Origin of the sequence: Caloramator sp. mosi_1, from assembly GCF_028622835.1 — a bacterium.
GTDB lineage: Bacteria > Bacillota > Clostridia > Clostridiales > Caloramatoraceae > Thermobrachium.
Genome location: NZ_CP117677.1, coordinates 2,028,327 through 2,053,314 on the forward strand (window position 1 = coordinate 2,028,327; position 24,988 = coordinate 2,053,314).

Here is a 24,988-nt window from a genome sequence, read left to right on the forward strand (position 1 = left end):
GATTTATTTGTACCCACAGGTAGTTATTAATATAAATAAATATAAACAAAACATAAAATATTTGGTTGATAAATGTACAAGGAGAGGAGTTAAGGTTTGGATTGTAACAAAAAGTTTTTGTGCATATCCTGATATTGTAAAACACATTGTTGACTGTGGGATTGATGGCTTGGCAGATTCAAGAATACAAAATCTAAAAAAATGAAGGATATTAATTCAAAAAAATACTTTTAAGAATACCAATGTTAGATGAAGCTGAGGACGTTGTCTTATGGTCAGATTATAGCTTAAACTCTGAAATTGAAACAGTACGAGCATTAGGTGAAAAGGCAATAAAATACGGTAAAAAGCATAAAATAATAATTATGCTGGATATGGGTGATTTGAGGGAAGGTGTTTGGCCCGATGATATTGATGATTTTATAAAAGAAGTCCTAAAGATAGAGGGAGTTGAAATAAAAGGATTTGGTACAAATTTAACTTGCTATGGTGGAGTAATACCAGATGAAGCTAATTTAGGACGATTAACAAGTATTGCTATGGATATGGCAAATAAATATTCTTTAGATATTGAATATATATCTGGTGGTAACTCCAGCAGCTATTATTTATTAGAGGATGGCAGATTGCCAAATGGAATAAATAACCTAAGACTTGGTGAAGTTGCAATACTTGGAAGAGAAACAGCCTTTGGTAAAAAGTAGATACCTTATCGGATGATATTTTTATTCTAAAGGCAGAAATTGTAGAGATAAAAAATAAACCTTCTGTTCCTATTGGGAATATAGGTATGGATGCCTTTGGTAAAAACCTTACTATGAAGATAGGGGCATAATAAAGAGGGCGATAATTGCGATAGGAAGGCAGGATATTAACCCAGATGGATTGATTCCAATAGATCCAAACATAGATATATTAGGTGCAAGTTCTGACCATACAATAATAGATGTTACAAAGTCAGGAAGAAACTATAAAGTAGGGGACATTATTGAATTTAAAATGGACTATGGTAGTCTTTTAAAGGCAATGACTTCAGAATTTGTAGATAAAGTGGTTATATAATAAAGGCTGTCTTAAAACATCTATATGTTTTAAGACAGCCTTTGCTTTTATAAGAAGTAAAGTTTAGTAAAATTTAATTAAATTTCAAATTTTATACGTGGAAAAAATTTAAATAAATGATATAATGTAATAGTGTAAAAAATAAAATATAATATAAGATTATAGATTTGGGGTGTTACTTAATGAGCAAAAGGCAGATTACAATTAAAAAGGCAATAGCGATAATATTAATCACAAATTTAATAACAGCATCCATACTTATTTTTGCACCTATTCCCTTTGTAGGAGGCAAAAATTAGTAAGCAAAGCTGAGTATGATTTTGTAAAACAGTTTGGAAAGATGATTTCAATTAAATCAAAGCTTCAAGAGAAATATGTTGATAAGATAGATGAAGATAAACTTGTTGAGGGTGCCGTTAGGGGAATGGTAGATGGAATCGGAGACCCTTATACAGTTTTTATGAATAAAAAGGAGTTTGAAGACTTTTTAACACATACACAGGGTTCCTATGCAGGTGTAGGATTGTATGTTGGAAACAAAGATGGTAAGATTGTCGTGGTTGCACCAATTGAAGATACTCCAGCCTATAAAGCAGGTATTATATCTGGTGATATAATAGTTAAGGTAAATGATCAGGAAGTTTCGGGAAAAGAGTTGGAAAAGGCAACTTCAATGATGAAGGGACCTGAAGGAACAAAGGTTAAATTAACAATATATAGAGAAGGAAAGGGCTTAATAGATTTTGAACTTGTAAGAGCAAGAATTATTATAAAATCTGTAAAGAGTGATGTTATTGATGACAACATAGGATATATTAGAATAACAAGTTTTGATGAAAATACTGCAGAAGCCTTTAACAAGGCACTTGATAATTTATTAAACAAAGGAATTAAGGGATTAGTTATTGACTTAAGGGATAATCCAGGAGGTTTATTAGATCAGTGTGCAAAAATAGCAGATAGACTTCTTGGAGAAGGAACTATTGTTTATACAATAGATAACAAGGGTAAAAAGGAAGTATGGTCTTCAGATTCTAATAAACTTGATCTTCCTTTAGTTATTCTTGTAAATGGAGGCTCAGCAAGTGCATCAGAAATTTTAACGGGAGCTGTTCGTGATTTTAAAGCTGGAACATTGATTGGTACAAGAACCTTTGGAAAAGGATTGGTTCAAGAAATAATAACTCTTCCAAATAATGAAGCATTGAAGGTTACAATCTCTAAATACTATACACCATCTGGTGAATGTATACAAGGAAAGGGAATTGAGCCAGATATTGTTTTAGATATACCAGAAAAGGATAAAGAGAGAGAACTAAGCTACAAGGAAGATATACAAATACAAAAGGCAATAGAAGTAATAAGAAGCAAGGAATAGTATATGTTGGCCCCCAAGACTACTTGGGGGCTAAAAATCTAATTGATTAAGTGGAGGGTTTGTATGATATCAAAACTAATATGGGAATCTATAAGGAATTATGCACAGGTTGTTTTATCCTTTTTATTTGAACCTATATTTTGGATAATGTTTTTTATTTTGTTTTTTCAATATAAAAGATTAGAGACAATCCAAAAGGATGTATATGGAGTTGTAAAGTATAAGAAGATGGAGATGATGGCATCTTCAATTCTTGCAGGAATATTAAGTGGAATGCTTATAAGCATTTTTATTACCGTTTTTGGTATAACCTTTGGTAAACTTGAGGGGGCAATATTTATAATAATTTTATCCCTGCTGTTGGTTATGTTATTTGATTCCCATTTTATATGTTTATCCTACTCAGGTGGAATCGTTAGCCTACTTAGTCTTATATTAAGCCTTTTAAATTCAAAAGGTATAGTTAATATAAGTGAAGTTCCAATATTAAGGAATCTTTTGAATATAGATATAACTGCAATTTTAATACTTGTTTCACTTTTACATCTTGTTGAATCAATACTTATGTATTTTGATGGTGCAAGATATCCTGTGCCAATGTTTTTTAAGAAGGATGATAAGATTGTTGGAGGATTTATATTAACAAGGTTTTGGATAATACCATTAATGATACTGATTCTACTATCATTAACACCTATGAGCGGCGATACAATACCAACTCCAGATTGGTGGCCTCTAATTCGACCAGAGGGATTGCCTAAAGATTTAAGTGATGCTGTATTTACTTTAACACCTTTGTTTGCAATACTTGGTTATGGTGATTTTACAATAAGCAGAATGCCAAAACAAAAGGCAAAGGAGTCATCTATACATTTATTTCTATTTAGCATAACACTATTTATTCTTGTTATTATATCAATGAAAATATACGTGTTTAAGTTTATTGCTGCAATATTTTCTCCTGTTTTTCACGAACTTATAATTATTCTAAATAGAAAGAAAGAAAAGACTTTAGATGCATTGTGGGAAAATACCTACGATGGAATAAAGATATTAGATGTTGTTCCTAATTCACCAGCAGAAAAAATGGGAATAGAGACAGGGGATAAGATAATTTCTATAAACAACATAAGAGTTAATACTCTTTACGATGCTAAGGTTGTTTTAGACGAGGCAGATAGATATCTATGGATTGATGTTGTAAAGTTAGATGGAAGGGTTAAAAGTCTTGAATATTATAATTATCGTACAGAAATAGGTTCGTTAGGCATAATTACAATTCCTGAGGATGAGGGATATATACCTGTGATGGATTTAGAGAATAAATAAAGGAGATAAGAAAATGTTTCTTATCTCCTTTTTCTATAGTATTTTTGTAAAATAAATGTTAAAATTATTAAGAAAATAATAATGGTAATAGGGGATGATGGTGTTGAGGTATATAATTAGAGAATATTTTCCAGCATTCACGCATAGAAACTATAAATTATTTTGGATTGGACAAGTTATATCCTTAATTGGAACTTGGATGCAAAATGCGGCATTAAGTTGGTTAGTATATTCTATTACAAGAGATGGTTTCCTTTCTGGGCTTATGACAGCAGTTCAATTTATTCCTCTACTTATATTTTCTCTTTTTCAGGTTTAATAATAGAAAGGTTTCCAAAGCGAAAAATATTAATTTTTACACAAAGTGCATTGTTAATTATTGCCCTATTTTTTACATATTAATGTACTTTAATCTATTATCCTATCCTATCATCCTAATACTTTTATTTTTGTAGGTACTATACAATCCCTTGATAATCCAACACGTCAAGCCTTTGTAGTTGAACTTGTTGAAGGCAAAAAGCATTTGATGAATGCAATAGCTTTAAATTCAGCGGCATTTAACTCAGCACGATTAATCGGGCCAGCAATAGCAGGTAAGATTATGGCAGACCTTGGTGCAAAGTGGTGCTTTTTATTAAATGCAATGAGTTTTTTAGCAGTATTGCTGGGATTGTTATCAATGAGAATGAAAGATATACCTTCTAAAGGCGAATTAAAGGATCCAAAGAAGGAAATTATAGATGGATTAAAATATATTAGGGTAAATCCCAAATTGTTTTATACTATAATCGCATTAGTTATTATCCCTACATTTTGTATGAATTTTAATGTATTAATTCCAATTTATACAAAAGATTATTTGATGCTAAATGAAAAGGCATATGGAATACTTTTATCTTCAATTGGGTTTGGAGCCTTAATTGGTGCTGTTATAGTAGCGGTAAAGGGAGTAAACAAAGAGCGGTTTATCTACAGCTGTTTGGGGCTTTAGGACTATCAATTTTTATGATGGTAATGGGTTTAATGAGAAGTTATACTTTGTCAGTTGTGGTTTTAATATTAATAGGACTATTTATGATATTGTTTAGTACAACCTCTAATAGCATATTGCAGTTTAATTCTCCTGATGATATGAGAGGTAGAATAATGAGTGTATATTCTCTGGTTTTTGGAGGGTTAACACCAATCGGAAGTATATACGCTGGGACATTGGCAAAGTATTTTGGTGCTAATAACGTGTTTATAATAAGTGGAGTGATTGGCTTTATTGGCTTTTTAATACTTTTCAAAAGGCGAAGGGAATTAATTAAATAAAAATTTATGTATAGACAAAAATGTAATTAAAATTCTTTTAATTTTCTTTAAATAAATTTACAAAGAATAAACTAAAATATGCTATGTATAAATGTTAAGATGTTATAGATTGATTGTATTAAGATGTTATATTTTAAGTTCAACTGTTAAATTAAAAAATTATATAAACATTATGTTGAATTTGTTCATATAGTAATTGGCATAGATATAATTTATGTTATATGATTTTATTTTATAAATTATAAGTTGTATAAATTTTAATACAATTTTTGGTGGTATATCTTAATATTAACATTAATTTATATTTAGAATATTATATCTTAGGAAAAAAGTTATTATAAAAATTTTAAATTTATTTAAGGAGTGAATATTTATGTCTATGCCAGTTATAAATCCATCTGATACTACAACTTGCCAAGCAGTTGTAGATTTACTCGAATCAATAGCACTTCAAGAAGCAGGTCTTGCTCATATAATTAATGCAGAAGGAGAGAAAATACAAGCGGCTCTGCAGGCAGAAAACGTTTCAATTCAAGAATTAATATCTGTAAACGAATCTGTTTTAGATGTTTTAACAAAGGTTATTAAATTGGAAATAGTTTTAGAACTAAAATTGGAAGAGGTAATTAAACTTTACTGTTGTGATTGTCACGATTAATAATTTAAATGTTAAGTTGTTTACGGCACATAAGAATATTAAATTTGTGAAATATTTGTGGGGTGAATTCTATGCTTGTATGTTCTCAAAGTGTAACCTTCTTAGTACCTCCTGAGCAACCTACCGCAGTTTATACAATTAATTTTGATGGTGTAAAGGTTGAAAATGGTAATTCAATTTGGTGTTATAGCGTTTCAGTTGCAGGAAATCCTGGACTTAGTAATTGGATACTTGGTGCCTTTGAAGCCTGCGAGGAGCTTTTAGAAGAAAAATTAATATCAGTTACAAGAAATGGTGTTGAGCTTATAAAAGATGTAGAGTATGAAATAGGTAATTTCTTAGGCTTTTTCGGAATTAAGTTTGATGTTGGAGTAGAAAAAGAAGAGAGTCCAGTTTTATATTGCATAACTTTAGAAGGGATATATAAATCAACAGAGGTTGATGTAGCGGCAAAGGGAGGACCAACACCAGCACAAGTAAAGGAAAAGGCAATTTGTGGACCTTCTTGTGAAGTTGTACCAAAAACATTGCCTATTGGAGATTTGATAGAGTCAATAGCACTTCAAGAAGCAGGTCTTGCTCATATAATTAATGCAGAAGGAGAGAAGATACAGAAGGTGTTAGAACTAAACAATGTTAAAACAGAAGATATAATTGAAGTAAATAAATCTGTTTCAAAGGTATTAAGTAGAGTTATTGAACTTGAAGTTGTATTAGAGTCTAAATTAGAAGATATAAACAAATTGATATGTGGTGAATGTTAAAAGGTAGTTAAACACCTTTTAAGTGTAAAACTTACAAAGGTATTTAACTTTTAAAAGTGGAGTAGCTGCTGCGAAAATAAAAAATTAAAAAATGTAAAGGGAGGCACTAATTTGAGCCTCTCTTCATATTATAGTTTATGTAAGAATATCTATGGAGGTTTATATGGGTAAAAAATACTTTGCCTCTGCTAATACTTCAGCAGGATTTGTTTCCTATTTTGACTATGTACTTAAGGGAAGGGATAAAATATACATCATCAAAGGTGGGCCAGGATGTGGAAAATCAAGCTTTATGCATAAAATAGGGTATGAACTTGAAGCAAAGGGTTTTGATGTAGATTATGTTTATTGTTCTGCCGATATGGATTCATTAGATGGTATAGTAATTAATGATTTAAACATTGCAATTGTTGATGGAACAGCACCACACGTTAATGCTTCATAAACACACTAAGAAGTATATACATACCTGCTTTATAAGTATAATGGTAGTTCAGTAGGCTGAAGACCTGCTGAACTACCATTATTTTATATCCTTTTATTCTTTTCCGTAAGAAGTGCTATTAAGAGAGCAGTATTTATTAATTTAGAATCGTTATTTTTAATTTTGTAGTTTTGCTCAAGCAGTGTTTTTAGTTCTTGTTTAATCTTTTATTTAAGTTAAGAGTAACTTTGACATTATCGCTGCTATATATGCCTACAAAATCTTCTATCTGACGGCTGTAATTGTTAAGTAAGGAGTTAATTTTGTCATTTAGCGACTTTAATGGTCTTTTCAATTTCCTTTGTTTGACTTTCTATTAAGATGTTAATCCTACAAATAGAGTAACTATTTATTACAAATTTTTCTAAAAATATTATAGGCAAGAAGTCTGTTGTGGTATATGTTAATTTTTTAATTTATGTTAAAATATTTATGGGAAGAAAATAATTTTTTATATAGATGGAGGTTATACCTATGGCAAAACTTACTTTACAGGAATTAGAATCAATACTTTGGCAGTGTGCAGATATATTAAGAGGAGAGCTTTCTGCTCCAGAATACAAGGATTACATATTTGGTATGCTTTTTTAAAACGAATAAATGATGAATTTAATGAAGAAAGAGAAAAGCTTAAAAATGAATTTAAAGAACAGAGAATACCTGATGAGGAAATAGAGGTACTCCTTGATGACCCAACATTATATGAAACATTTTATGTTCCAAAAGAGGCAAGATGGGAAAAACTAAGGGATTTAAACCTAAATATAGGGCCTGAACTTGATAAGGCATTTAAGGCAATAGAAGATTGCCCTAAAAATACTGAACTTGTTGGAGTTCTTACAACAGCAAACTATAATGACAAGGAAAGGGTACCAGATAAAAACTTTCACAATTACTTTTGTTATTTGATAGTGTAAATCTTGCTAACTCAAATTTAGAGTCAGAGGATGTTTTAGGTGATGCTTATCAATATCTAATTAAAGAATTTGCAGACAAAAGTGGGAAAAAGGGAGGAGAATTCTATACTCCTGCTGAAGTTGTAAAGGTTATGGTAAACATCGTTAAACCTAAGGAAAGGGAAAGAATATATGACCCAACCTGTGGTAGTGGAGGTATGCTTATTCAATCTATTCAATATATAAAGGAACAGGGAGGAAATCCTAAAAATGTTTCTTTATTTGGACAGGAGATAAACCTTTCAACTTGGGCAATATGTAAAATGAATATGCTATTCCACGGTGCAAAGGGTGCAGATATTCAAAAGGGAGATACAATAAGAAATCCAATGCACACTGAGGCAGGGCACTTAAAAACCTTTGATAAAATACTTGCAAACCCACCATTTAGTTTAAAGAATTGGGGATATGAAGAGGCACAGAATGATAAGTTTGGAAGATTCAACTATGGTGTTCCTCCAAAATCCTATGGAGATTTAGCCTTTGTATCTCATATGGTGGCAAGTTTAAATGATAAGGGAATGATGGCAACTGTTGTACCACATGGAGTTTTATTTAGAAGTGGTGCAGAACAAAAGATAAGACAGGGATTTATTGATGATGATTTAGTAGAAGCAGTAATTGGACTTCCAGCAAATATATTCTATGGAACTGGTATTCCTGCTGCAATACTTGTTATAAATAAGAATAAGACAGTTGAGAGAAAAATAAGGTTTTATTTATAGATGCAAGTGCAGGATTTATTAAAGATGGCAACAAGAATAGGCTAAGAGATGAGGATATACAAAGAATAGCTGAAACCTTTGATAAGTTTGAAGATATAGAAAAATATGCCTCTGTTGTAGATAAGCAGGATATAATAGACAATGACTACAACCTAAACATAAGTAGATATGTAGACACAACAGAAGAAGAGGAAGAAATAGATATAGACTATGTTTTAAAGGAAATTAAGGAGCTAAAAACAAAAATTAAAGAAACAGAAAATAAATTAAACGATTACTTAAAGGAGTTAGGATTTGAAGAAATATAAGGCAGGTGAGACAGGTGAAGAAGGCAAGAGAAGGATACAAAATGACGGAGATAGGTGAGATACCTAAGGAGTGGGAACTTTTAAAACTAAAAGAAATTGGAGAAATAATCACAGGTAATACACCTACAACGTCAGATAAAGAGAACTTTGGTGAAGAATATTTATGGGTTTCCCTATTGATTTAGGTTACAAAAAATATATTTACAATACAAATAAAAAATTATCTAAAATTGGTTTTAGTAAAACAAGAAAATTGCCTAGTGGTAGTATATTAGTAACATGCATTGGTTCAACTATTGGTAAAATTGGTATTGCAGGTAAAGAACTAAGTACAAATCAACAAATAAATTCTTTGGTTTGCAAAAATGATATTGATAATGAATACATATATTATTCTTTAAGTTACTATTTTAGAAAATATGAAAATTTTATTTCTACTCAGGCAGTACCAATTATAAATAAGTCGATTTTTTCGGAATTTGAGTTACCCATTCCCCCTTCCAGAACAACAAAAATCGTTGACATTTTATCAACAGTAGATGAACAGATTGAAAATGTTGATAAGCTTATTGAAAAAACAAAAGAACTTAAAAAGGCTTAATGCAAAGGCTTTTAACAAAAGGAATAGGGCATAAGGAATTTAAGAAGACAGAGATAGGGGTTATACCTAAGGAGTGGGAAGTGAAGAAGCTGGGGAAGTGTGTGAGATTTTAATAGGAGGAACACCGAGTAGAAATAACTTAGAATATTGGGATATAAATAAAAAACTAAGAATATATGGGTATCAATTAAAGATTTAACATCAGTAAATAGATATATTGATGATAGCACAGAATATATAACTGATTTCGGTGTGAAAAATTCAAATGTTAAGCTTGTTCCTCAAAATACTGTTATTATGAGTTTTAAGTTAACTATTGGGAAAACAGCTATTACCAAAAAAGTATATACACAAATGAGGCAATAGCAGCCTTTATTGAAAATAAAGACAAAATATATAATAAGTTTTTATTCTATATGTTACCTATGTTAAATTATAATATCGATATTGCAGTAAAAGGAGCAACTTTAAATAAAGAAAAATTATATAACACATTAATTCCTCTTCCCCCTTTCAGAACAACAAAAATTGCTGACATTCTATTTACAGTAGATGACCAGCTTGAAGAATACCAAGGAAAGAAGGAAAAACTTGAAACACTTAAAAAGGACTTATGCAAGAATTGTTAACAGGAAAAATTAGAGTTAAGATATAAATTATACATATTAGGAGGTTTTATGGCAAATTTAAAGATTACAGACTTAAAAAATACCTAAAAACATTAACTAATGAAGAATTGCAAAATGAAATTTTAAACCTTATAAAAAATTTTAAAGAAGTTAAAGAATACTACACAACAAAGATAAATCCAGAGAGTGAAATAGAGTTGCTTGAAAAGTATAAGAAGATTGTTAAAAACGAATTCCTACCTGATAGAGGTTTTGGGAAAATGAGATATAATCTTGTAAATAAAGCAATAGCAGATTTTAAAAAGATAGCAAAGGATGCAAGAAATATAGCAGATTTAATGTTGTATTATGTTGAAGTGGGCGTTGAATTTACAAATACATTTGGAGATATAGATGAAAAATTCTATGGGAACATAGAGAAGGCATATAATAAAGCTTTAGAACAAATTTTTGAAACAAATTTAGAACAAGAATTTAAAGAAAGAGCAGCAAAAATAATGGATGAGTCTTCAGGTATTGGATGGGGATTTGCTTATAATATACAAGATATTTATTTTTGGTATTATTCAGATGATGATGAAGAATAACATTAGTTGGGAGGGGCTTTATGTCCTATTTAGGTAACGAAGCAAGTTTAGTTGAAAATCCTGCTGTAAGGTATATAAATGAAAAGTTAGGCTATGAGTTTGTTAAAGGAGAAGAACTATCAGTATTAAACGGTGAAAGAGAGTCTTTATCAGATGTAGTTTTAGTAAACAGACTAAAAAGGCATTGAAGAGGCTAAATCCCTGGATAGATGAAAATAACCTAAATAAAGCAGTAAGATATATAACAAATGCAAATTTATTGGGGGCTTCATTACTTGAAATAAACGAAAAAATATATAATGCATTGGTTGAACTAAATTTTGCAGTAGAGCAGGATTTAGATGGAAGTGGTAAAAGAGATTTCATACAGTCCACTTTATAGATTTTGAAAATCCAGAAAACAACGATTTTTTAGTAATAAGGCAGTTTGAAGTTCAAACACTATCAGGAGGTAAAATTATACCTGACATTGTAGTCTTTATAAATGGAATGCCTGTTGTTGTAATTGAATGCAAATCTCCTTTTTAGAAAAAAGCAGTAGTGAAAACATAGGCAAAAAGAGGCCTATGAGCAGCTTAGAAGATATATGAACGAACGAGAGCCTTCAATTGGCGAGGGAAATCCAAAGCTTTTTATACAAACTTCTTTACAATGATTCTAAACAAGTATCACGGATATATTGGAACAATAAGCTCTAAGTATGACCATTATCTTGAATGGAAGGACCCATATCCATTTGAAAAGAACGAAATAGAAGATGTAGAAAACTTTGGGCAAAATATACTTTTGCAAGGAGTTTTAGAGAAAAGAAATCTTTTGGATTTAATGAGAAACTTTGTCCTATTTGAAACAGACAATGGAGTAACAATAAAAAGGTTTGTAGATATCAGCAGTTTAGAGCTGTGAATAAGGCAATTGAAAGAATTTTAAATGGAAAAGATAAACTTCAAAAGGGCGGAGTTATTTGGCACACCCAAGGTTCAGGAAAGTCCTTAACAATGGTATTTTTAGCAAGAAAGATAAGAAGAATAGAAAAACTAAAGGATTCAACTATTGTGGTGGTAACGGATAGAATAGATTTAGACAAGCAGATATATAACACTTTTTAAGGGCATTATCTAAAACTACAACTCCAGTTAGGGCAGAAACAATAGATGAAATGAAGGAACTTCTAAAAAAGCACAACCACAAATTATTATGACTACAATACAAAAGTTTGAAAATGAAACCGAGGATAGGGAAGTAGTTGAAGGTGGTATTAAAGTTACAAAGAAGTTTATAAAAGAGTATGATGTTTTAACAAATAAATCAAATGTAATAGTTCTTGCAGATGAGGCTCATAGAAGCCAATATAAAGATACAGCAGCAAATTTAAGAAGGGCTCTTCCTAATGCTGTATTTATAGGTTTTACAGGAACACCAATAGATAAAGAGGATAAGTCAACCATAAGGACCTTTGGTAGCTATATAGATAAATATTCAATTCATCAAGCGGTTGAAGATGGTGCAACTGTAAAGATAGTTTATGAAGGAAGAAAGGGAGAACTTCAGATTAAGGGAGATAATTTAGAGGATATATTTATGGAGGCCTTTGAGGACAAAACTGATGAAGAAAAGGAAGAAATAAAGAAAAAGTACGCAAATAAAAGGGCTATAATAGAAGCAGAGTCAAGAATTGAGGATATAGCAAAGGATATATTATTTCACTATAAGGAAAATGTGCTTCCTAATGGATTTAAGGCTCAAATTGTTTGTATAAGTAGAGAAGCTTGTGTAAAATATTACAACGCATTAAATAAGCATATGAAGGATATTTTAGGGGAAGGTTTTGAGGCAAAGGTGATTTTTTCAGGAAGTCAAAATGACCCTGTGCATTTAAAGGAACATTTTACAACAAAACAGCAACAGGAGGAGATTATAAATAGGTTTAAAAACCAGTTGAAAAGGATAAACTATGCTTTATTATTGTAAAAGATATGCTTTTAACGGGTTTTGATGCTCCAATTGAACAGGTTATGTATTTAGATAGACCACTAAAAGAACACAACCTTCTACAAGCAATTGCAAGGGTAAACAGAACAAGTGTAAGAGAGGTTGAAAGGCACGTTGAAGATGGAAAGATAGAAAAGGTAACAATAACAAAGCAATGTGGCTATGTAGTTGATTACTATGGAATAACAAACTTTTAGAAGAGGCACTTTCTATATTTGATAAAGATGAACTTGGAACTCCTATGTATTCTATGGATGAAATATATAAAGAAATGCTTTCTATAAGGGAAGCAGTTATGAGGATGTTTAGGGAGTAGATAAAAATAATTTAGATGAACTTGTTAATGCGTTAAAGATGGAGGATAAAAGAGCAGAGTTTGAGATAGCTTATAAAAGTTTTCTTCCTACGTTGAGGCACTTTTACCTTTGCACGTAGGAAGCGACATATTAAATGATTTAAAATGGTTATCATATATAAGGGCTGCTTGTAAAGCTAAATATTCACCAGAGAAGAATTTAGATATATCTGATTGTGGAGAAAAGGTAAGAAAAATTATAGAAGAGCATTTGATTTCAAAGGGAATAGTTCAGTGGATAAAACCAATTACTTTATTTGAAGATGATTTTAAAAACAAGGTGGATACTTTAAATTCAGATAAGGCAAAGGCTTCGGCAATGGAGCATGCAATAAAACACGTTATAAGCGTAAAAAGGACGAAAACCCAGTTTACTATATAAGCCTACTTAAAAACTTCAAAAGATACTTGATGAAACAGAAAACAGCTGGATTGAAAGAAAGAAAAAATTAGAGGAATTTATAGAAAGAGAAGTTAAGAAGGGACTTGAGAGTGAGGCGGAAAAATTAGGTTTAAATAAAAAGCAATACGCACTATACCAAACTATTAAAAAGATTACTTTAGATGATGACATAGATAAGGTAAAAGAAGAAACAGCAGTTTATATTGCTTCAAATACAGAAGATGTTGTAAAAAATATTACTATGGAAATGGACGAGATTTTATTAGATTCACCAATTGATTGGGCTGTAAATCCAACTAAAACAAGTGATGTACAAAGAAGTATTAGAATGCATTTAATTAAAAGATATTTTAAAACTCTTGGTAAGGAAAAAATAGATAAGCTGACAGTAGAATTATTAAACTTAGCAAAGGTGCATTACTCTACAAAGGAATAGAGGGATTATATGAGGCTAAATTTTCAGTACGGAACAAGAAGGATAGAGTTTAATGTTGAGTATAGAAAAAGAAAAACAGTTGAAATATCAGTAGAGCCACCTGAAATTATAAATGTTGTAGCACCAAGTGATATGAGCCAAGATGAAGTGTTAGAGATAGTAAAAAGAAGGCCAGTTGGATTATTCAAAAGCTTTTCTTATTAAATAGTGTTGAAACTACTCCAATAAAGAGGGAGTATGTTAATGGTGAGTCCTTTATGTATTTTGGAAGAAACTACTCCCTCCAGATTATTTTAGATGAAAATGTAAAAAGCCAGAGGTTAGGCTCTTTAGAGGTAAGTTTTATGTAACGGTAAATAAAAAGGACGAAGAATTAATTAAAAAGGCAATGGAGGAGTGGTACAGACAAAGGACTTTAGAAAAAATAAAAGAAAGGCTAAAGTATTATCAAAAGTTTTTTAGCAAAAACCAACTGACATAAGGGTTAAAGAGCAGAAAAAAGATGGGCAAGTTGCACATCAAAGGATGAGCTGCTATTTAATTGGAGATGTGCTATGGCAAGGGCAGATGCCTTTGATTATATTCTTGTTCACGAAATGTGTCATCTATATTACAAAAACCATTCAAAGGATTTTTGGAACCTAGTTTCAAAAATTATGCCAGACTATGAGAAAAGAAGAGAATGGCTAAGAAGGTATGGGGTAAGGATGGACTTATAGAATAATAAAGATAAAAAGGAGAAGTGGAGTTATGAAATATGATGATAGTGATTTAAAATTTGAAGATAATGATAGTGTTATAAATAATGACGAATGTAATATGCCAAAGGAGAGAAGGAAATTAAGGACGCAAGCGTATGATAAAAGTGTTGCAGATTTAATACGAATGATAAATGATGAAGAGATAATATTTAATCCAGAATATCAAAGAAATTATATATGGGATAATAAAAAGGCTTCTTTATTAATAGAGTCAATATTATTAAATATACCTATACCAGTTATTTATGCATCTGAAGATGAAAATAGTACTTGGAATATAGTAGATGGATTACAGAGATTGAATTCTTTAAAAGATTTTTGATAATGAATTTAAATTAACAGGGCTATCAGTGTTAACAGAATTAAACAATCTAAAATATAAAGATTTGGATTCCAAAGTTAGGAGAATTTTAAACAATGGAATATTAAGAGTTATTTTAATTTTAAGTGATTCTGATTCAGAAATTAAGTATGATATTTTCATGAGATTAAATCAAGGTTCTGTAAAGCTAAATGAACAAGAATTAAGAAATTGTTTATATAGAGGAAAATTAAATAATTTAATTAAGGATTTAGCAAATAATCAAAAATTAATGAAAATATTAGGTTTAAAAGCACCTCATAAAAGAATGAATGATAGGGAATTAATATTAAGGTATTTTGCATTATCTGATAACTATGATAAACAAACATATAAGTTAAATAACTATAAAGGAAAGATTAAAACATTTTTAAATTATTATATGGAGAAGAATAAAAATATAGAAGATGAACATGTTTGAAAATTTAAGAAAAAAGTTTAATGATGTAATAAACAAAACATATTTAGTATTTGGAGATAAAGCATTCAGAAGGTATGATAATAAATCTAAAAACTTTGAACATATGGTTAACAGAGCTATTTTAGATTTTATATTGATAGGATTTGAATGTTACTCTATAGAAAAGATAGAAAATAAAAAGAAGATATAATTAATTTATTTAAGCAAAAATGTAATGATGAAAAATTTAGAGATTCAATAACAAAAGGTACATCTGATAAAAGGAATATTGAATTCAGATTAGAAGAGTGGATTAGAGGGTTAGAGGGGATTATAAATGAATAAATGTTGCATGGATTTTAAATTTGAGAATGATGACATTAGTTGTAAATTTTCAGAGATAGAAGAATTAATTACTCTTGCTAAAACTAATGTGAAAAATCATGAGGTTATATAATATTTATAACAAAATGGCATTAATTTTATTAACAATTAAGTTTGAATTTTTAATAGAAGAAATTTTATCAGATTATATTGATGAAATTAATAATTTGTTTAAACAAAACAGTATTAATTCATTTTATATGCCTAATGAACTAAAACATCAATATTGTTTAGATTTATTAAATGAAAATATTGATAATATAAAAAATAAGAAGGTAGAAAAAATGCAAAACATATATAAACAGGTAATAAATTTTTGGAGTAATACAGGAGAATTTTCTCCATTAGATTTAAAAATAAAGTTTAATTATGGCAAACATGGAAGTAAAGAAATAATAAAAATATTTAATAAGGTTTGCATTCAAAATATTTTTGATAACATAAAATATTACGAAAATAGCGATAGTTTATTAGAAGAAAGAAGTGAAATTGACATAAAAGGAAAATTAGATAGTATGATAAGTATAAGAAATAATGTGATTCATGAAGATACAAACCCCAATATTACTCCAGAGCAAATATCAGAATATAAAGAGATTGTAGTGTATTTTCTGAATGAATCAAAAAATTATTGAATAACAAATTTCAAGAAATTAAAAACGAAATTGCAGTAAATAATAAAACTATGGCAGAAGTAGCTGTACAATAATTAAAATAAGGAATTAGGCAATGGTATTAATTGTCTAATTCCTTGTTATTTATAAATTTATTAATTATATCTAATTGTTGTTCAAATAATAATGTAATTAATTCAATTTGGTAATAAGAACAATCATTATTATTAATAAAATATATGAAGGAAGAAATTATTTTTTAAGGAAAAAGTAATTTCATTTTGATTGTTAGAATCAAAAAGTATCTGATGTTAAATGTTGAAAAGGTAGCATTAAATTCAAAAGATTTATAAAATATATTTAAAAATTCTAGTATAGGAATATTCAATTGGTAAAAAATTTGAGATAATACCTCAAGTTTAAACACATCACTCTTCCCATTTTCAATATTATTTAAAAGTCCAACGCTTATGCCTAAAAGTTCAGCTAACTTTTGGGTTGAGTATCCCTTTTCTTTTCTATATTTTCTAACCATATTTCCAAATTCTTTTTGTATGTTATCCATAGTAATCACCCTTTCAGATTAGATTATTGACAATGTTGGACAAGTTTATACTTGTCTATAAAAATTCATAATAATGAAAAATACATAAAAATGAACATAGATGCCAAATATATAAGTAATATCAGTAAATTTAGTTGAATAAAATGATAAGTGAATTAAGTTAAGGAGTTATATGTGGGGGATAGGTTTTCTGAAAAAATAACTATAACTGAAGTTTTTGTTACAAAGGACGGTGAAGAGAGAAAGAAGAAACTAAAGGAGAAGGTTGTTAAACTAATAAATAAAAAGAAAATAGAAACAGCAGATAAAGCTATCTGCTTAATTATAAAGTAGGTAGTTATACTTCTTAGCCAGTGAGTAAGGTGAAGGAGGTATAGCTTGGAGGTTGTGGCTATATATGTAAGGCTAAGTGATGAAGATAGGGATAAGGCAAATAAAATGGATGAGAGCGAAAGTATACAAAACCAAAAGGATATGTTAATTAGGTATGCCAATGAAAAGGGATGGAAGATATATAAAATATATTGCGATGAAGATTACTCGGGACTTGATAAGGATAGACCAGAGTTTAACCAAATGATAAAAGATGCTAAAGAGGGTAAATTTAATATTATACTTTGCAAACACCAATCAAGATTTTCAAGGGATATGGAGCTTATTGAAAAATATCTTCATAACAAGTTTATTGAATGGAATATTCGTTTTGTAAGTGTGGTAGATGGGGTGGACACAAAGGATAAACACAATAAAAAAGTAGGCAGGTAAATGCATTAATTAATGAATGGTATTGTGAAGATATTAGTGAATCTATAAAGGCGGTATTTAGAGTAAAACAAAGAACAGGTAAATTCATAGGGTCTTTTCCTGCTTTGGCTATAAAAAGGATGAAAAGGATAAAAATAAATTAGTAATAGATGAAGAGGCTGCTAATATAGTCAGGGATATTTTTACTTGGTATTTAGAGGGATATGGTACTCAAAAGATTGCAGATATGCTAAATGAAAAAAATATTCCAAACCCAAGCAAATACAAATTGTTAAAGGGTATGAATGTTAATAATAGCTTTGTAAATAAAAGCAGAGGGTATTGGAATAAAACAACAGTTAAAAGGATTTTAAAAAATAGAATGTACATTGGTGATATGGTTCAGCACGTATATGAAAAGTTAAATTATAAATCTAAAAAACAGTAAAACTTAAAGAGAGTGATTGGATTGTAGTTGAAAATACACACGAAGCTATAATAGACAAAGAAACTTTTTATAAAGTACAAAAAGGCTTAAAAGCAATGTAAGAAGTATGGGAACAGGTAAATCTCATATATTTGCTGGAAAGGTTAGATGTTTAGATTGTAAAAGCACAATGCAAAAGACAACAAACAATGCTAAAAAGTCATATTTAAGATGCAAACTATATTGTATTTTAAAGGGTAATCTTTGTTCAAAGCATACAATACGGCTTGATAGGTTGGAGGAAATCGTATCTTTAAGGATAAAGGAACATTTTAAATTATTAAATGAAAAGGAAATTTCAGATGAATTAGAAGATACAATGTTTAAAGTAGATGTAAAGAACTTAGAAAAGGAATTAGCAAAGGTAAATGATGAAATTAAAACAAGGGATACTGTTTTAAAAAACATCTATATTGATAAGATTAAAGGGACGATTACAGAAGAGCAATTTATGGCACTAAATAAAGAGTTTATAGGTGAAAAAATAGTTTAGTGGCGAGGAAACAATATTTAGAGGCACAAATAGAGAGTCTAAAGCTCTCAAAGGAAAAGCAAAATAGGATATTGGAAAAGGTAAAAATGTTTTTAGATTTTGATAAACTAACCCACGATATGGTAAATGAGCTTATCGACTATATAGAAATAGGTGAAAAGGATAAAAGGACAAATGAACAGGAAATAATAATTCACTGGCTGTTTTAGTGTGTTTAGGGAAAATTATCACACGTTATTGACCCTAAATATCCAGGTGCAGTTGAGAGAATTTTGAATTTTGGGGATTATTGGGATATCGACTTGATAAGAAAATACAAAAAGCCAATTATTTATTATACAGATAAAATAAGTGAGCAATACTTAATTTTCTTTTCAATTTTGAGGGAAGCAAAAGCTATTCACGATGAGTGGGAAAAGGAATATTTAAAGGGAATGGATTTTGAGATGGCAGATAAAATTACAAGGGATTTGATTGATGAGTTGGGATTAAAGCCTCTTGATATTAAGGGTAATGAGATTCATAGATTTGCTGGTGCTATGACTCCTCAAGGACAACAATGCTTCTACGAGAATTTAATTAAGGGATTGAGAAACAAAATTATAATTAAGGGTAGGCCAGGTACAGGTAAATCAACAATGGTTAAAAAGGTTGCAAGGGCAGCACTTGAGGCAGGCTTAGATGTAGAATTTTATCATTGTGCCTTTGACCCTTCAAGTATAGATATGATAATTATACCTTCCCTTAGTTTTACAATGCTGGATGGAACAGCACCCCACGTTTTTGATGTAAATGAGAATGAGAGAGTCATAGATATGTTTGAATGCATTGATAAAAATATTGTAAAAGAAGATGAGGATCCAATAAAAACAATAGAGTTAAGATATAAAAATAAAATTAACGAAGCAAAGGAAGTTTATTCATTAATTAAGAATTTACACGACGAACTTGAAAAATACTATATACAAGCAACTGATTTTAGTGAGGTAGATGCCTTAAGGAGACGATTAGTAGATTATTTTATTTCTCTAAAATAAATGCAGATTTGAGTGGTCCGCAAACTCTTGCCTATTTGATTCAGGTTAATATCTGGCTTAAGGAATATAATGTCGATATAAAAATATAATTTAATCCCCAGCTTAAAATTATATTTAGATTTTAGGCTGGGGTTTTTGATTAATAATAGACATTTTAAATATAAAGATATATAATTATTATAGCGAACATATGTTCAGAGGTGAAGCAGATGGGAGAATTTAAAATAGTATCAAATTTTAAACCAACTGGAGACCAACCACAAGCGATAGATAAGCTTGTTGAGGGCATAAAAAGAGGAGATAGATGTCAAACTTTACTTGGTGTAACGGGTTCAGGGAAAACCTTTACAATGGCAAATATTATAGAAAGGGTTCAAAAACCTACCCTTGTTATAGCTCATAATAAAACGCTTGCAGCTCAGCTCTGCAGTGAGTTTAAGGAGTTTTTCCCTGATAACGCAGTTGAATACTTTGTAAGTTACTACGATTACTATCAACCTGAGGCCTATGTACCCCATACAGATACTTATATAGAAAAGGATGCATCAATAAATGATGAAATAGATAAATTAAGACACTCGGCTACTGCAGCCCTATTTGAAAGAAGGGATGTAATAATAGTTGCAAGTGTTTCTTGTATATATGGTTTAGGTGACCCAAATGAGTATAGAGACCTTGTTGTATCTTTAAGGGTTGGTATGGAAAGGGACAGAGATGAAATAATACGAAGACTTGTTGATATACAGTATCAAAGAAATGATATAAACTTTGTAAGAGGTACATTTAGGGTTAGGGAGATGTACTTGAAATATTTCCAGCTTCCCAATCAGAGAGGGCAATAAGGGTTGAGTTTTTGGAGATGAGATTGATAGAATAACTGAAATTGATGTACTAACAGGAGAAATATTAGAGAGAGAAAACACATTTCTATATTTCCTGCATCCCACTATGCAGCATCAAGAGAAAAGATAGAAAGGGCAATAGAGGGTATAGAAAAGGAGTTAGATGAAAGATATAATGAGCTAATTAAACAGGGAAGGTTGCTTGAGGCACAAAGATTAAAGCAAAGAACTAATTATGATATAGAAATGCTTAGAGAAGTTGGTTATTGTAATGGAATAGAAAACTATTCAAGGCACTTTGATGGAAGACAAAAAGGAGAACCACCCTATATATTACTTGACTACTTTCCAGACGATTATTTAATTTTTATAGATGAATCCCACGTTACACTTCCTCAACTTAGAGCTATGTATGCTGGTGATAAATCAAGAAAGGATAATCTTGTTGAGTATGGTTTTAGACTTCCTTGTGCCTATGATAACAGACCACTTAAGTTTGAGGAATTTGAGAAGAAAATAAATCAAGTTTTATTTGTAAGTGCAACACCATCCCAGTATGAGATAGAAAATTCAACACAAGTTGTGGAACAGATTATAAGACCTACTGGCCTATTAGATCCTGAAATTGTTGTAAAACCAATAAAAGGACAAATAGATGACCTAATAGGAGAAATTAAATCTACAATTTCAAGGGGATTTAGAATTTTAGTCACTACTTTAACTAAAAAAATGGCAGAGGATTTAACTGAATATCTAAAGGATGTAGGTATAAAGGTAAGATATTTACATTCGGATATCGATACTCTTGAGAGAATGCGAATTATTAGAGACTTAAGAAAAGGCGAATTTGATGTTTTAGTAGGCATAAACCTTTTAAGAGAAGGTCTTGATATTCCAGAGGTTGCCCTTGTTGCAATACTTGATGCAGATAAAGAAGGCTTTTAAGATCTGAAACATCACTTATACAAACAATAGGTAGAGCAGCAAGGAATGCAGAGAGTAAGGTTATAATGTATGCAGATAAAATGACAGATTCTATGAAAAGAGCAATAGACGAAACAAATAGAAGAAGAAAGATACAAATGGAGTATAATAATAAATATGGAATAGTACCAAAAACTGTTGTTAAGCCTGTTCACGAAATAATTGAGGCAACAAAGGCAGCAGAGGATAAGGAGATATACAAAGCAGAGGATAAGGATCTACTAATTAGAACATTAGAAGAAATGATGCTGGAGGCAGCTAAGAACCTTGAGTTTGAAAGAGCAGCTGAGCTTAGAGATAAGATTTATAAACTTAAGGGTATGGTATAATATATAATAAAAAATTACAATCTTTAGTAAAAATATATTATTTATAGATTTAACAAGAGGTGAAAAAATGGCAGTAGATAAAATTATTATAAAGGGTGCAAGAGAACATAACCTAAAAACATAGATGTTGAAATACCAAGAAATAAATTTGTTGTGTTAACTGGTCTTTCAGGTTCTGGTAAGTCCTCCCTTGCTTTTGACACTATTTATGCAGAGGGGCAAAGAAGATATGTTGAGTCTTTATCTGCCTATGCAAGGCAATTTTTAGGTCAGATGAATAAGCCAGATGTTGATTATATTGAGGGATTATCGCCTGCTATATCAATAGATCAAAAGACAACCAGCAAAAACCCTCGTTCAACTGTTGGAACTGTTACAGAAATATACGACTATTTAAGGCTTTTATATGCAAGGATAGGTATACCTCACTGCCCAAAATGTGGCAGAGAAATAACAAAAATGAGCTTAGACCAAATAGTAGAGAGGGTTTTAAAGCTTGAAGATAGAACCAAAATACAGGTTTTATCTCCTGTTGTTAGAGGAAGAAAGGGTGAACACACAAAGCTTTTGAAAAGATAAAGAAGGATGGTTTTGTTAGAGTAAGAGTAGATGGAACAGTTTATGACATAAACGATGAAATTAAGCTTGAAAAAATAAAAAGCACAATATAGAAGTAGTTGTTGATAGAATAGTGATAAAGGAAGGAATAAAATCAAGGCTTGCGGATTCAATTGAAACTGCCCTTAAACTTTCAGAGGGATTGGTAATCATAGATGTTATTGATAGGGAAGAGATGCTCTTTAGTGAAAACTTTGCCTGTCCTGATTGTAATATCAGTTTAGGAGAGATAGCACCAAGAATGTTCTCCTTTAATAGTCCCTTTGGTAAGTGTGATGTATGTGATGGGTTAGGCTCACTTATGGAGATAAGTCCAAATCTTGTTATTAGGGATATGGATCTTTCAATAAACGAAGGAGCAATTAAACCTTGGGGAGAGCTAAGGGAAGATACTTGGACGTATTCAATATTAGAAGGACTATCTAAACAATATGATTTTAGCTTAGATGAACCTCTTAGAAATTTACCAAAGGATATTTTAAATATTCTTTTATATGGAAACAATGGTGAGAAGTTTAAGGTTAGTTTTGAGAGGGAGTATGGTAAAGGAGAAATGATGTATAGTTTTGAGGGTGTGATTCCAAACCTTCAAAGAAGATATAAAGAAACTAATTCAGAATACATTAGAAATGAAATAGAGGGTTATATGGAGTTTAAAACTTGTCCAAAATGTAAAGGGGCAAGACTTAAGGAGGAGAGCTTGTCTGTAACAATAGGTGGGCTTTCTATAGATAAATTTTGTGACCTATCAATAAAGAAGGAACTTGAGTTTATAGAAAATTTAAATCTTACAGAGAAGGAAGAAAAGATAGCCCATCAAATCTTAAAGGAGATAAAATCCAGATTATCCTTTCTAATAAATGTTGGGTTGGATTATTTAACTTTATCAAGGTCAGCCTCTACGTTGTCAGGTGGTGAGTCTCAAAGAATAAGACTTGCAACCCAGATAGGTTCAAGTCTTGTTGGAGTTTTATATATACTTGATGAACCAAGTATTGGACTACATCAAAGAGATAACGATAGACTTCTTGCCACATTAAAGCATTTAAGGGATTTAGGTAATACGTTAATAGTTGTAGAGCACGATGAAGATACAATAAGAGCTGCAGACCATATAATTGATATTGGACCTGGGGCAGGAACTCACGGTGGAAGAATTGTAGCACAGGGTACACCTGATGAGATAGCAGCAGATGAAGATTCTATAACAGGTCAATATCTATCAGGAAGAAAAAAGATTCAAGTTCCAGAGCAAAGAAGACAATCAAGGGGATATATTGAAGTTTTAGGTGCAGCAGAAAATAACCTTAAAAATATTAACGTTAAGTTTCCTTTAGGTGTATTTACCTGTGTTACAGGTGTGTCAGGTTCAGGTAAAAGTACACTTGTAAATGAAATTCTTTATAAAGGTGCGGCAAAGAGAATTTCAAATATTAAAGATACACCAGGAAAACACAAGGATATATTAGGGCTTGAACAGATAGATAAAATAATAGATATAGATCAATCACCTATAGGAAGAACTCCGCGTTCAAATCCAGCAACCTATACAGGAGTATTTGATTATATAAGGGAAGTTTTTGCACAAACTCCTGAAGCAAAAATGAGGGGGTATAAGCCTGGTAGGTTTAGTTTTAATGTAAAGGGTGGACGATGTGAGGCCTGCTCAGGTGATGGTATAATAAAGATAGAAATGCAGTTTTTATCTGATGTTTATATACCTTGTGAAGTTTGTAAGGGTAAAAGATATAATAGTGAAACGTTGGAAGTAAAATATAAGGGTAAAAATATAGCAGAAGTTTTAGATATGACAGTTGAAGAAGCTCTTGAGTTTTTGAAAATATACCAAGAATTAAGAATAAACTTCAAACGCTTTATGATGTAGGATTATCCTATATTAAACTTGGTCAACCGTCAACACAGCTTTCAGGTGGAGAGGCACAAAGAATTAAGCTTGCCTATGAGCTTTCAAAAAGAAGCACAGGCAGAACATTATATATTTTAGATGAGCCAACCACAGGGCTTCATATTGAAGATGTAAGGAGACTTATTGAAATAATACAAAGGTTGACTGATGCAGGTAATACGGTTGTTGTAATTGAGCATAATTTAGATGTAATTAAATGTGCTGATTATATAATAGATTTAGGCCCAGAGGGAGGCGACTTAGGTGGTACAATTATTGCAGAGGGTACACCTGAGGAGATAGTTAAAGTTAAAAATCCTATACTGGTATGTATTTAAAAAGTATTTATAAGAGGAAGTGCTCTTCCTCTTTAATTTTGTTAAAATATTTAAGGGAATCATTAGATTTGATTTCATATTTTGTAAAATTATATATTTAAAAAAATTAAAAAATTTATTATAATTAAGTTAAGGAAGCTG

The 24,988-nt window shown here is 30.5% G+C and carries 35 protein-coding genes and 7 pseudogenes; 41 read left to right on the top strand and 1 reads right to left on the bottom strand.

Going from position 1 to position 24,988, the window contains the following annotated elements; translation table 11 throughout:
- The first annotated feature begins 7 nt into the window (after nucleotides 1–7).
- The 32 genes and pseudogenes from orr to PL321_RS14465 all read left to right on the top strand — a co-directional run bounded on the left by orr (nucleotide 8) and on the right by PL321_RS14465 (nucleotide 16,525).
- Nucleotides 8–1,062 (top strand): annotated as a pseudogene (gene orr / locus PL321_RS14310) (ornithine racemase Orr).
- A 340-nt stretch (nucleotides 1,063–1,402) separates the two neighbouring features.
- Nucleotides 1,403–2,440, top strand: a complete 1,038-nt coding sequence (locus PL321_RS14315) for a S41 family peptidase (protein WP_273962468.1) — start codon at nucleotides 1,403–1,405, stop codon at nucleotides 2,438–2,440.
- Between the two features lie 63 nt (nucleotides 2,441–2,503).
- On the top strand, nucleotides 2,504–3,769 hold the full coding sequence (locus tag PL321_RS14320; protein ID WP_273962469.1) for a PDZ domain-containing protein: 1,266 nt from the start codon (nucleotides 2,504–2,506) through the stop codon (nucleotides 3,767–3,769).
- Nucleotides 3,770–3,872: 103 nt separating this feature from the next.
- Nucleotides 3,873–4,763, top strand: a pseudogene (locus tag PL321_RS14325) (MFS transporter).
- Between the two features lie 14 nt (nucleotides 4,764–4,777).
- Nucleotides 4,778–5,086, top strand: coding sequence for an MFS transporter (locus PL321_RS14330; RefSeq protein ID WP_273962470.1), 309 nt, complete (start codon nucleotides 4,778–4,780; stop codon nucleotides 5,084–5,086).
- A 373-nt stretch (nucleotides 5,087–5,459) separates the two neighbouring features.
- Nucleotides 5,460–5,744, top strand: a complete 285-nt coding sequence (locus PL321_RS14335; RefSeq protein WP_273962471.1) for a hypothetical protein — start codon at nucleotides 5,460–5,462, stop codon at nucleotides 5,742–5,744.
- Between the two features lie 71 nt (nucleotides 5,745–5,815).
- Complete coding sequence (locus tag PL321_RS14340) at nucleotides 5,816–6,508, top strand: hypothetical protein (protein WP_273962472.1); 693 nt, start codon at nucleotides 5,816–5,818, stop codon at nucleotides 6,506–6,508.
- A 163-nt stretch (nucleotides 6,509–6,671) separates the two neighbouring features.
- The gene (locus tag PL321_RS14345; protein WP_273962473.1) at nucleotides 6,672–6,953 is read left to right on the top strand and encodes an ATPase; all 282 of its coding nucleotides are present in this window, start codon (nucleotides 6,672–6,674) and stop codon (nucleotides 6,951–6,953) included.
- Between the two features lie 513 nt (nucleotides 6,954–7,466).
- A pseudogene (locus PL321_RS14350) lies at nucleotides 7,467–7,909 on the top strand (type I restriction-modification system subunit M N-terminal domain-containing protein).
- Nucleotides 7,891–8,673 (top strand): HsdM family class I SAM-dependent methyltransferase, encoded by a 783-nt coding sequence (locus tag PL321_RS14355; protein ID WP_273962474.1) that lies wholly within the window; start codon nucleotides 7,891–7,893, stop codon nucleotides 8,671–8,673. Before PL321_RS14350 ends, PL321_RS14355 begins: the two are co-directional and overlap by 19 nt.
- Before the next feature lie 17 nt (nucleotides 8,674–8,690).
- On the top strand, nucleotides 8,691–8,981 hold the full coding sequence (locus tag PL321_RS14360) for an N-6 DNA methylase (protein ID WP_273964588.1): 291 nt from the start codon (nucleotides 8,691–8,693) through the stop codon (nucleotides 8,979–8,981).
- Between the two features lie 14 nt (nucleotides 8,982–8,995).
- Nucleotides 8,996–9,166 carry a restriction endonuclease subunit S gene (locus PL321_RS14365; RefSeq protein ID WP_273962475.1) on the top strand — a complete coding sequence of 57 codons (171 nt, stop codon included), beginning with the start codon at nucleotides 8,996–8,998 and terminating at the stop codon, nucleotides 9,164–9,166.
- On the top strand, nucleotides 9,145–9,582 hold the full coding sequence (locus tag PL321_RS14370; RefSeq protein WP_273962476.1) for a restriction endonuclease subunit S: 438 nt from the start codon (nucleotides 9,145–9,147) through the stop codon (nucleotides 9,580–9,582). Before PL321_RS14365 ends, PL321_RS14370 begins: the two co-directional genes overlap by 22 nt.
- 73 nt (nucleotides 9,583–9,655) lie before the next feature.
- On the top strand, nucleotides 9,656–9,781 hold the full coding sequence (locus tag PL321_RS14375) for a hypothetical protein (RefSeq protein ID WP_273962477.1): 126 nt from the start codon (nucleotides 9,656–9,658) through the stop codon (nucleotides 9,779–9,781).
- 142 nt (nucleotides 9,782–9,923) lie between these two features.
- Nucleotides 9,924–10,211, top strand: a pseudogene (locus PL321_RS14380) (restriction endonuclease subunit S); the annotation flags it as partial.
- A 35-nt stretch (nucleotides 10,212–10,246) separates the two neighbouring features.
- A complete protein-coding gene (locus PL321_RS14385; RefSeq protein ID WP_273964589.1) occupies nucleotides 10,247–10,798 on the top strand; it encodes a DUF6155 family protein in 552 nt (183 codons plus the stop codon).
- A 20-nt stretch (nucleotides 10,799–10,818) separates the two neighbouring features.
- On the top strand, nucleotides 10,819–10,986 hold the full coding sequence (locus tag PL321_RS14390) for a hypothetical protein (protein ID WP_273962478.1): 168 nt from the start codon (nucleotides 10,819–10,821) through the stop codon (nucleotides 10,984–10,986).
- Entirely contained in the window at nucleotides 10,983–11,180 is a 198-nt protein-coding gene (locus PL321_RS14395; RefSeq protein WP_273962479.1) for a hypothetical protein, read from the top strand. Before PL321_RS14390 ends, PL321_RS14395 begins: the two co-directional genes overlap by 4 nt.
- Before the next feature lie 35 nt (nucleotides 11,181–11,215).
- Entirely contained in the window at nucleotides 11,216–11,326 is a 111-nt protein-coding gene (locus tag PL321_RS14400) for a type I restriction endonuclease (RefSeq protein WP_273964590.1), read from the top strand.
- Nucleotides 11,327–11,449: 123 nt separating this feature from the next.
- Nucleotides 11,450–11,704 carry a hypothetical protein gene (locus PL321_RS14405; protein ID WP_273962480.1) on the top strand — a complete coding sequence of 85 codons (255 nt, stop codon included), beginning with the start codon at nucleotides 11,450–11,452 and terminating at the stop codon, nucleotides 11,702–11,704.
- Nucleotides 11,701–11,907 (top strand): DEAD/DEAH box helicase family protein, encoded by a 207-nt coding sequence (locus PL321_RS14410; protein ID WP_273962481.1) that lies wholly within the window; start codon nucleotides 11,701–11,703, stop codon nucleotides 11,905–11,907. Before PL321_RS14405 ends, PL321_RS14410 begins: the two co-directional genes overlap by 4 nt.
- A gap of 88 nt (nucleotides 11,908–11,995) precedes the next feature.
- Nucleotides 11,996–12,769: a DEAD/DEAH box helicase family protein gene (locus PL321_RS14415; protein ID WP_273962482.1), complete on the top strand. Its 774-nt coding sequence runs from the start codon at nucleotides 11,996–11,998 to the stop codon at nucleotides 12,767–12,769.
- A 5-nt stretch (nucleotides 12,770–12,774) separates the two neighbouring features.
- Nucleotides 12,775–12,987, top strand: coding sequence for a type I restriction enzyme subunit R domain-containing protein (locus tag PL321_RS14420; protein ID WP_273962483.1), 213 nt, complete (start codon nucleotides 12,775–12,777; stop codon nucleotides 12,985–12,987).
- 228 nt (nucleotides 12,988–13,215) lie between these two features.
- Nucleotides 13,216–13,527 carry a hypothetical protein gene (locus PL321_RS14425; RefSeq protein WP_273962484.1) on the top strand — a complete coding sequence of 104 codons (312 nt, stop codon included), beginning with the start codon at nucleotides 13,216–13,218 and terminating at the stop codon, nucleotides 13,525–13,527.
- Nucleotides 13,528–13,789: 262 nt separating this feature from the next.
- Nucleotides 13,790–13,984, top strand: a complete 195-nt coding sequence (locus PL321_RS14430; protein WP_273962485.1) for a hypothetical protein — start codon at nucleotides 13,790–13,792, stop codon at nucleotides 13,982–13,984.
- 9 nt (nucleotides 13,985–13,993) lie between these two features.
- The gene (locus tag PL321_RS14435; protein WP_273962486.1) at nucleotides 13,994–14,188 is read left to right on the top strand and encodes a hypothetical protein; all 195 of its coding nucleotides are present in this window, start codon (nucleotides 13,994–13,996) and stop codon (nucleotides 14,186–14,188) included.
- Nucleotides 14,167–14,235 (top strand): annotated as a pseudogene (locus PL321_RS14440) (hypothetical protein); the annotation flags it as partial. The gene PL321_RS14435 and the pseudogene PL321_RS14440, both read left to right, overlap by 22 nt.
- Before the next feature lie 279 nt (nucleotides 14,236–14,514).
- A complete protein-coding gene (locus PL321_RS14445) occupies nucleotides 14,515–14,703 on the top strand; it encodes a M48 metallopeptidase family protein (protein ID WP_337961185.1) in 189 nt (62 codons plus the stop codon).
- Nucleotides 14,704–14,734: 31 nt separating this feature from the next.
- A complete protein-coding gene (locus tag PL321_RS14450; protein WP_273962488.1) occupies nucleotides 14,735–15,067 on the top strand; it encodes a DUF262 domain-containing protein in 333 nt (110 codons plus the stop codon).
- A gap of 28 nt (nucleotides 15,068–15,095) precedes the next feature.
- A complete protein-coding gene (locus tag PL321_RS14455) occupies nucleotides 15,096–15,527 on the top strand; it encodes a hypothetical protein (protein ID WP_273962489.1) in 432 nt (143 codons plus the stop codon).
- On the top strand, nucleotides 15,514–15,717 hold the full coding sequence (locus PL321_RS14460) for a hypothetical protein (RefSeq protein WP_273962490.1): 204 nt from the start codon (nucleotides 15,514–15,516) through the stop codon (nucleotides 15,715–15,717). The genes PL321_RS14455 and PL321_RS14460 overlap by 14 nt, the downstream gene beginning before the upstream one ends.
- A gap of 259 nt (nucleotides 15,718–15,976) precedes the next feature.
- On the top strand, nucleotides 15,977–16,525 hold the full coding sequence (locus PL321_RS14465; protein WP_273962491.1) for a hypothetical protein: 549 nt from the start codon (nucleotides 15,977–15,979) through the stop codon (nucleotides 16,523–16,525).
- A gap of 238 nt (nucleotides 16,526–16,763) precedes the next feature.
- On the opposite strand, the gene PL321_RS14470 is transcribed toward PL321_RS14465, so the two are convergent.
- Nucleotides 16,764–17,069 (bottom strand): helix-turn-helix domain-containing protein, encoded by a 306-nt coding sequence (locus PL321_RS14470; protein WP_273962492.1) that lies wholly within the window; start codon nucleotides 17,067–17,069, stop codon nucleotides 16,764–16,766.
- Between the two features lie 174 nt (nucleotides 17,070–17,243).
- On the opposite strand from PL321_RS14470, the gene PL321_RS14475 reads away from it, so the two are divergent.
- The 9 genes and pseudogenes from PL321_RS14475 (at nucleotide 17,244) to uvrA (ending at nucleotide 24,948) form a co-directional block, all read left to right on the top strand.
- Nucleotides 17,244–17,402: a hypothetical protein gene (locus PL321_RS14475; RefSeq protein WP_273962493.1), complete on the top strand. Its 159-nt coding sequence runs from the start codon at nucleotides 17,244–17,246 to the stop codon at nucleotides 17,400–17,402.
- 54 nt (nucleotides 17,403–17,456) lie between these two features.
- A complete protein-coding gene (locus PL321_RS14480) occupies nucleotides 17,457–17,834 on the top strand; it encodes a recombinase family protein (protein WP_273962494.1) in 378 nt (125 codons plus the stop codon).
- 178 nt (nucleotides 17,835–18,012) lie between these two features.
- Nucleotides 18,013–18,261 carry a recombinase family protein gene (locus PL321_RS14485; RefSeq protein ID WP_273964592.1) on the top strand — a complete coding sequence of 83 codons (249 nt, stop codon included), beginning with the start codon at nucleotides 18,013–18,015 and terminating at the stop codon, nucleotides 18,259–18,261.
- A 20-nt stretch (nucleotides 18,262–18,281) separates the two neighbouring features.
- A complete protein-coding gene (locus PL321_RS14490; RefSeq protein WP_273964593.1) occupies nucleotides 18,282–18,362 on the top strand; it encodes a recombinase family protein in 81 nt (26 codons plus the stop codon).
- 5 nt (nucleotides 18,363–18,367) lie between these two features.
- Nucleotides 18,368–18,793 (top strand): zinc ribbon domain-containing protein, encoded by a 426-nt coding sequence (locus tag PL321_RS14495; protein WP_273962495.1) that lies wholly within the window; start codon nucleotides 18,368–18,370, stop codon nucleotides 18,791–18,793.
- Nucleotides 18,793–19,002 carry a DUF4368 domain-containing protein gene (locus PL321_RS14500; protein WP_273962496.1) on the top strand — a complete coding sequence of 70 codons (210 nt, stop codon included), beginning with the start codon at nucleotides 18,793–18,795 and terminating at the stop codon, nucleotides 19,000–19,002. The genes PL321_RS14495 and PL321_RS14500 overlap by 1 nt, the downstream gene beginning before the upstream one ends.
- A 63-nt stretch (nucleotides 19,003–19,065) precedes the next feature.
- The gene (locus PL321_RS14505) at nucleotides 19,066–19,830 is read left to right on the top strand and encodes a hypothetical protein (protein WP_273962497.1); all 765 of its coding nucleotides are present in this window, start codon (nucleotides 19,066–19,068) and stop codon (nucleotides 19,828–19,830) included.
- Between the two features lie 209 nt (nucleotides 19,831–20,039).
- Nucleotides 20,040–21,985, top strand: a pseudogene (uvrB, locus tag PL321_RS14510) (excinuclease ABC subunit UvrB).
- 67 nt (nucleotides 21,986–22,052) lie between these two features.
- Nucleotides 22,053–24,948: pseudogene (gene uvrA, locus PL321_RS14515) on the top strand (excinuclease ABC subunit UvrA).
- Nucleotides 24,949–24,988: the final 40 nt, after the last annotated feature.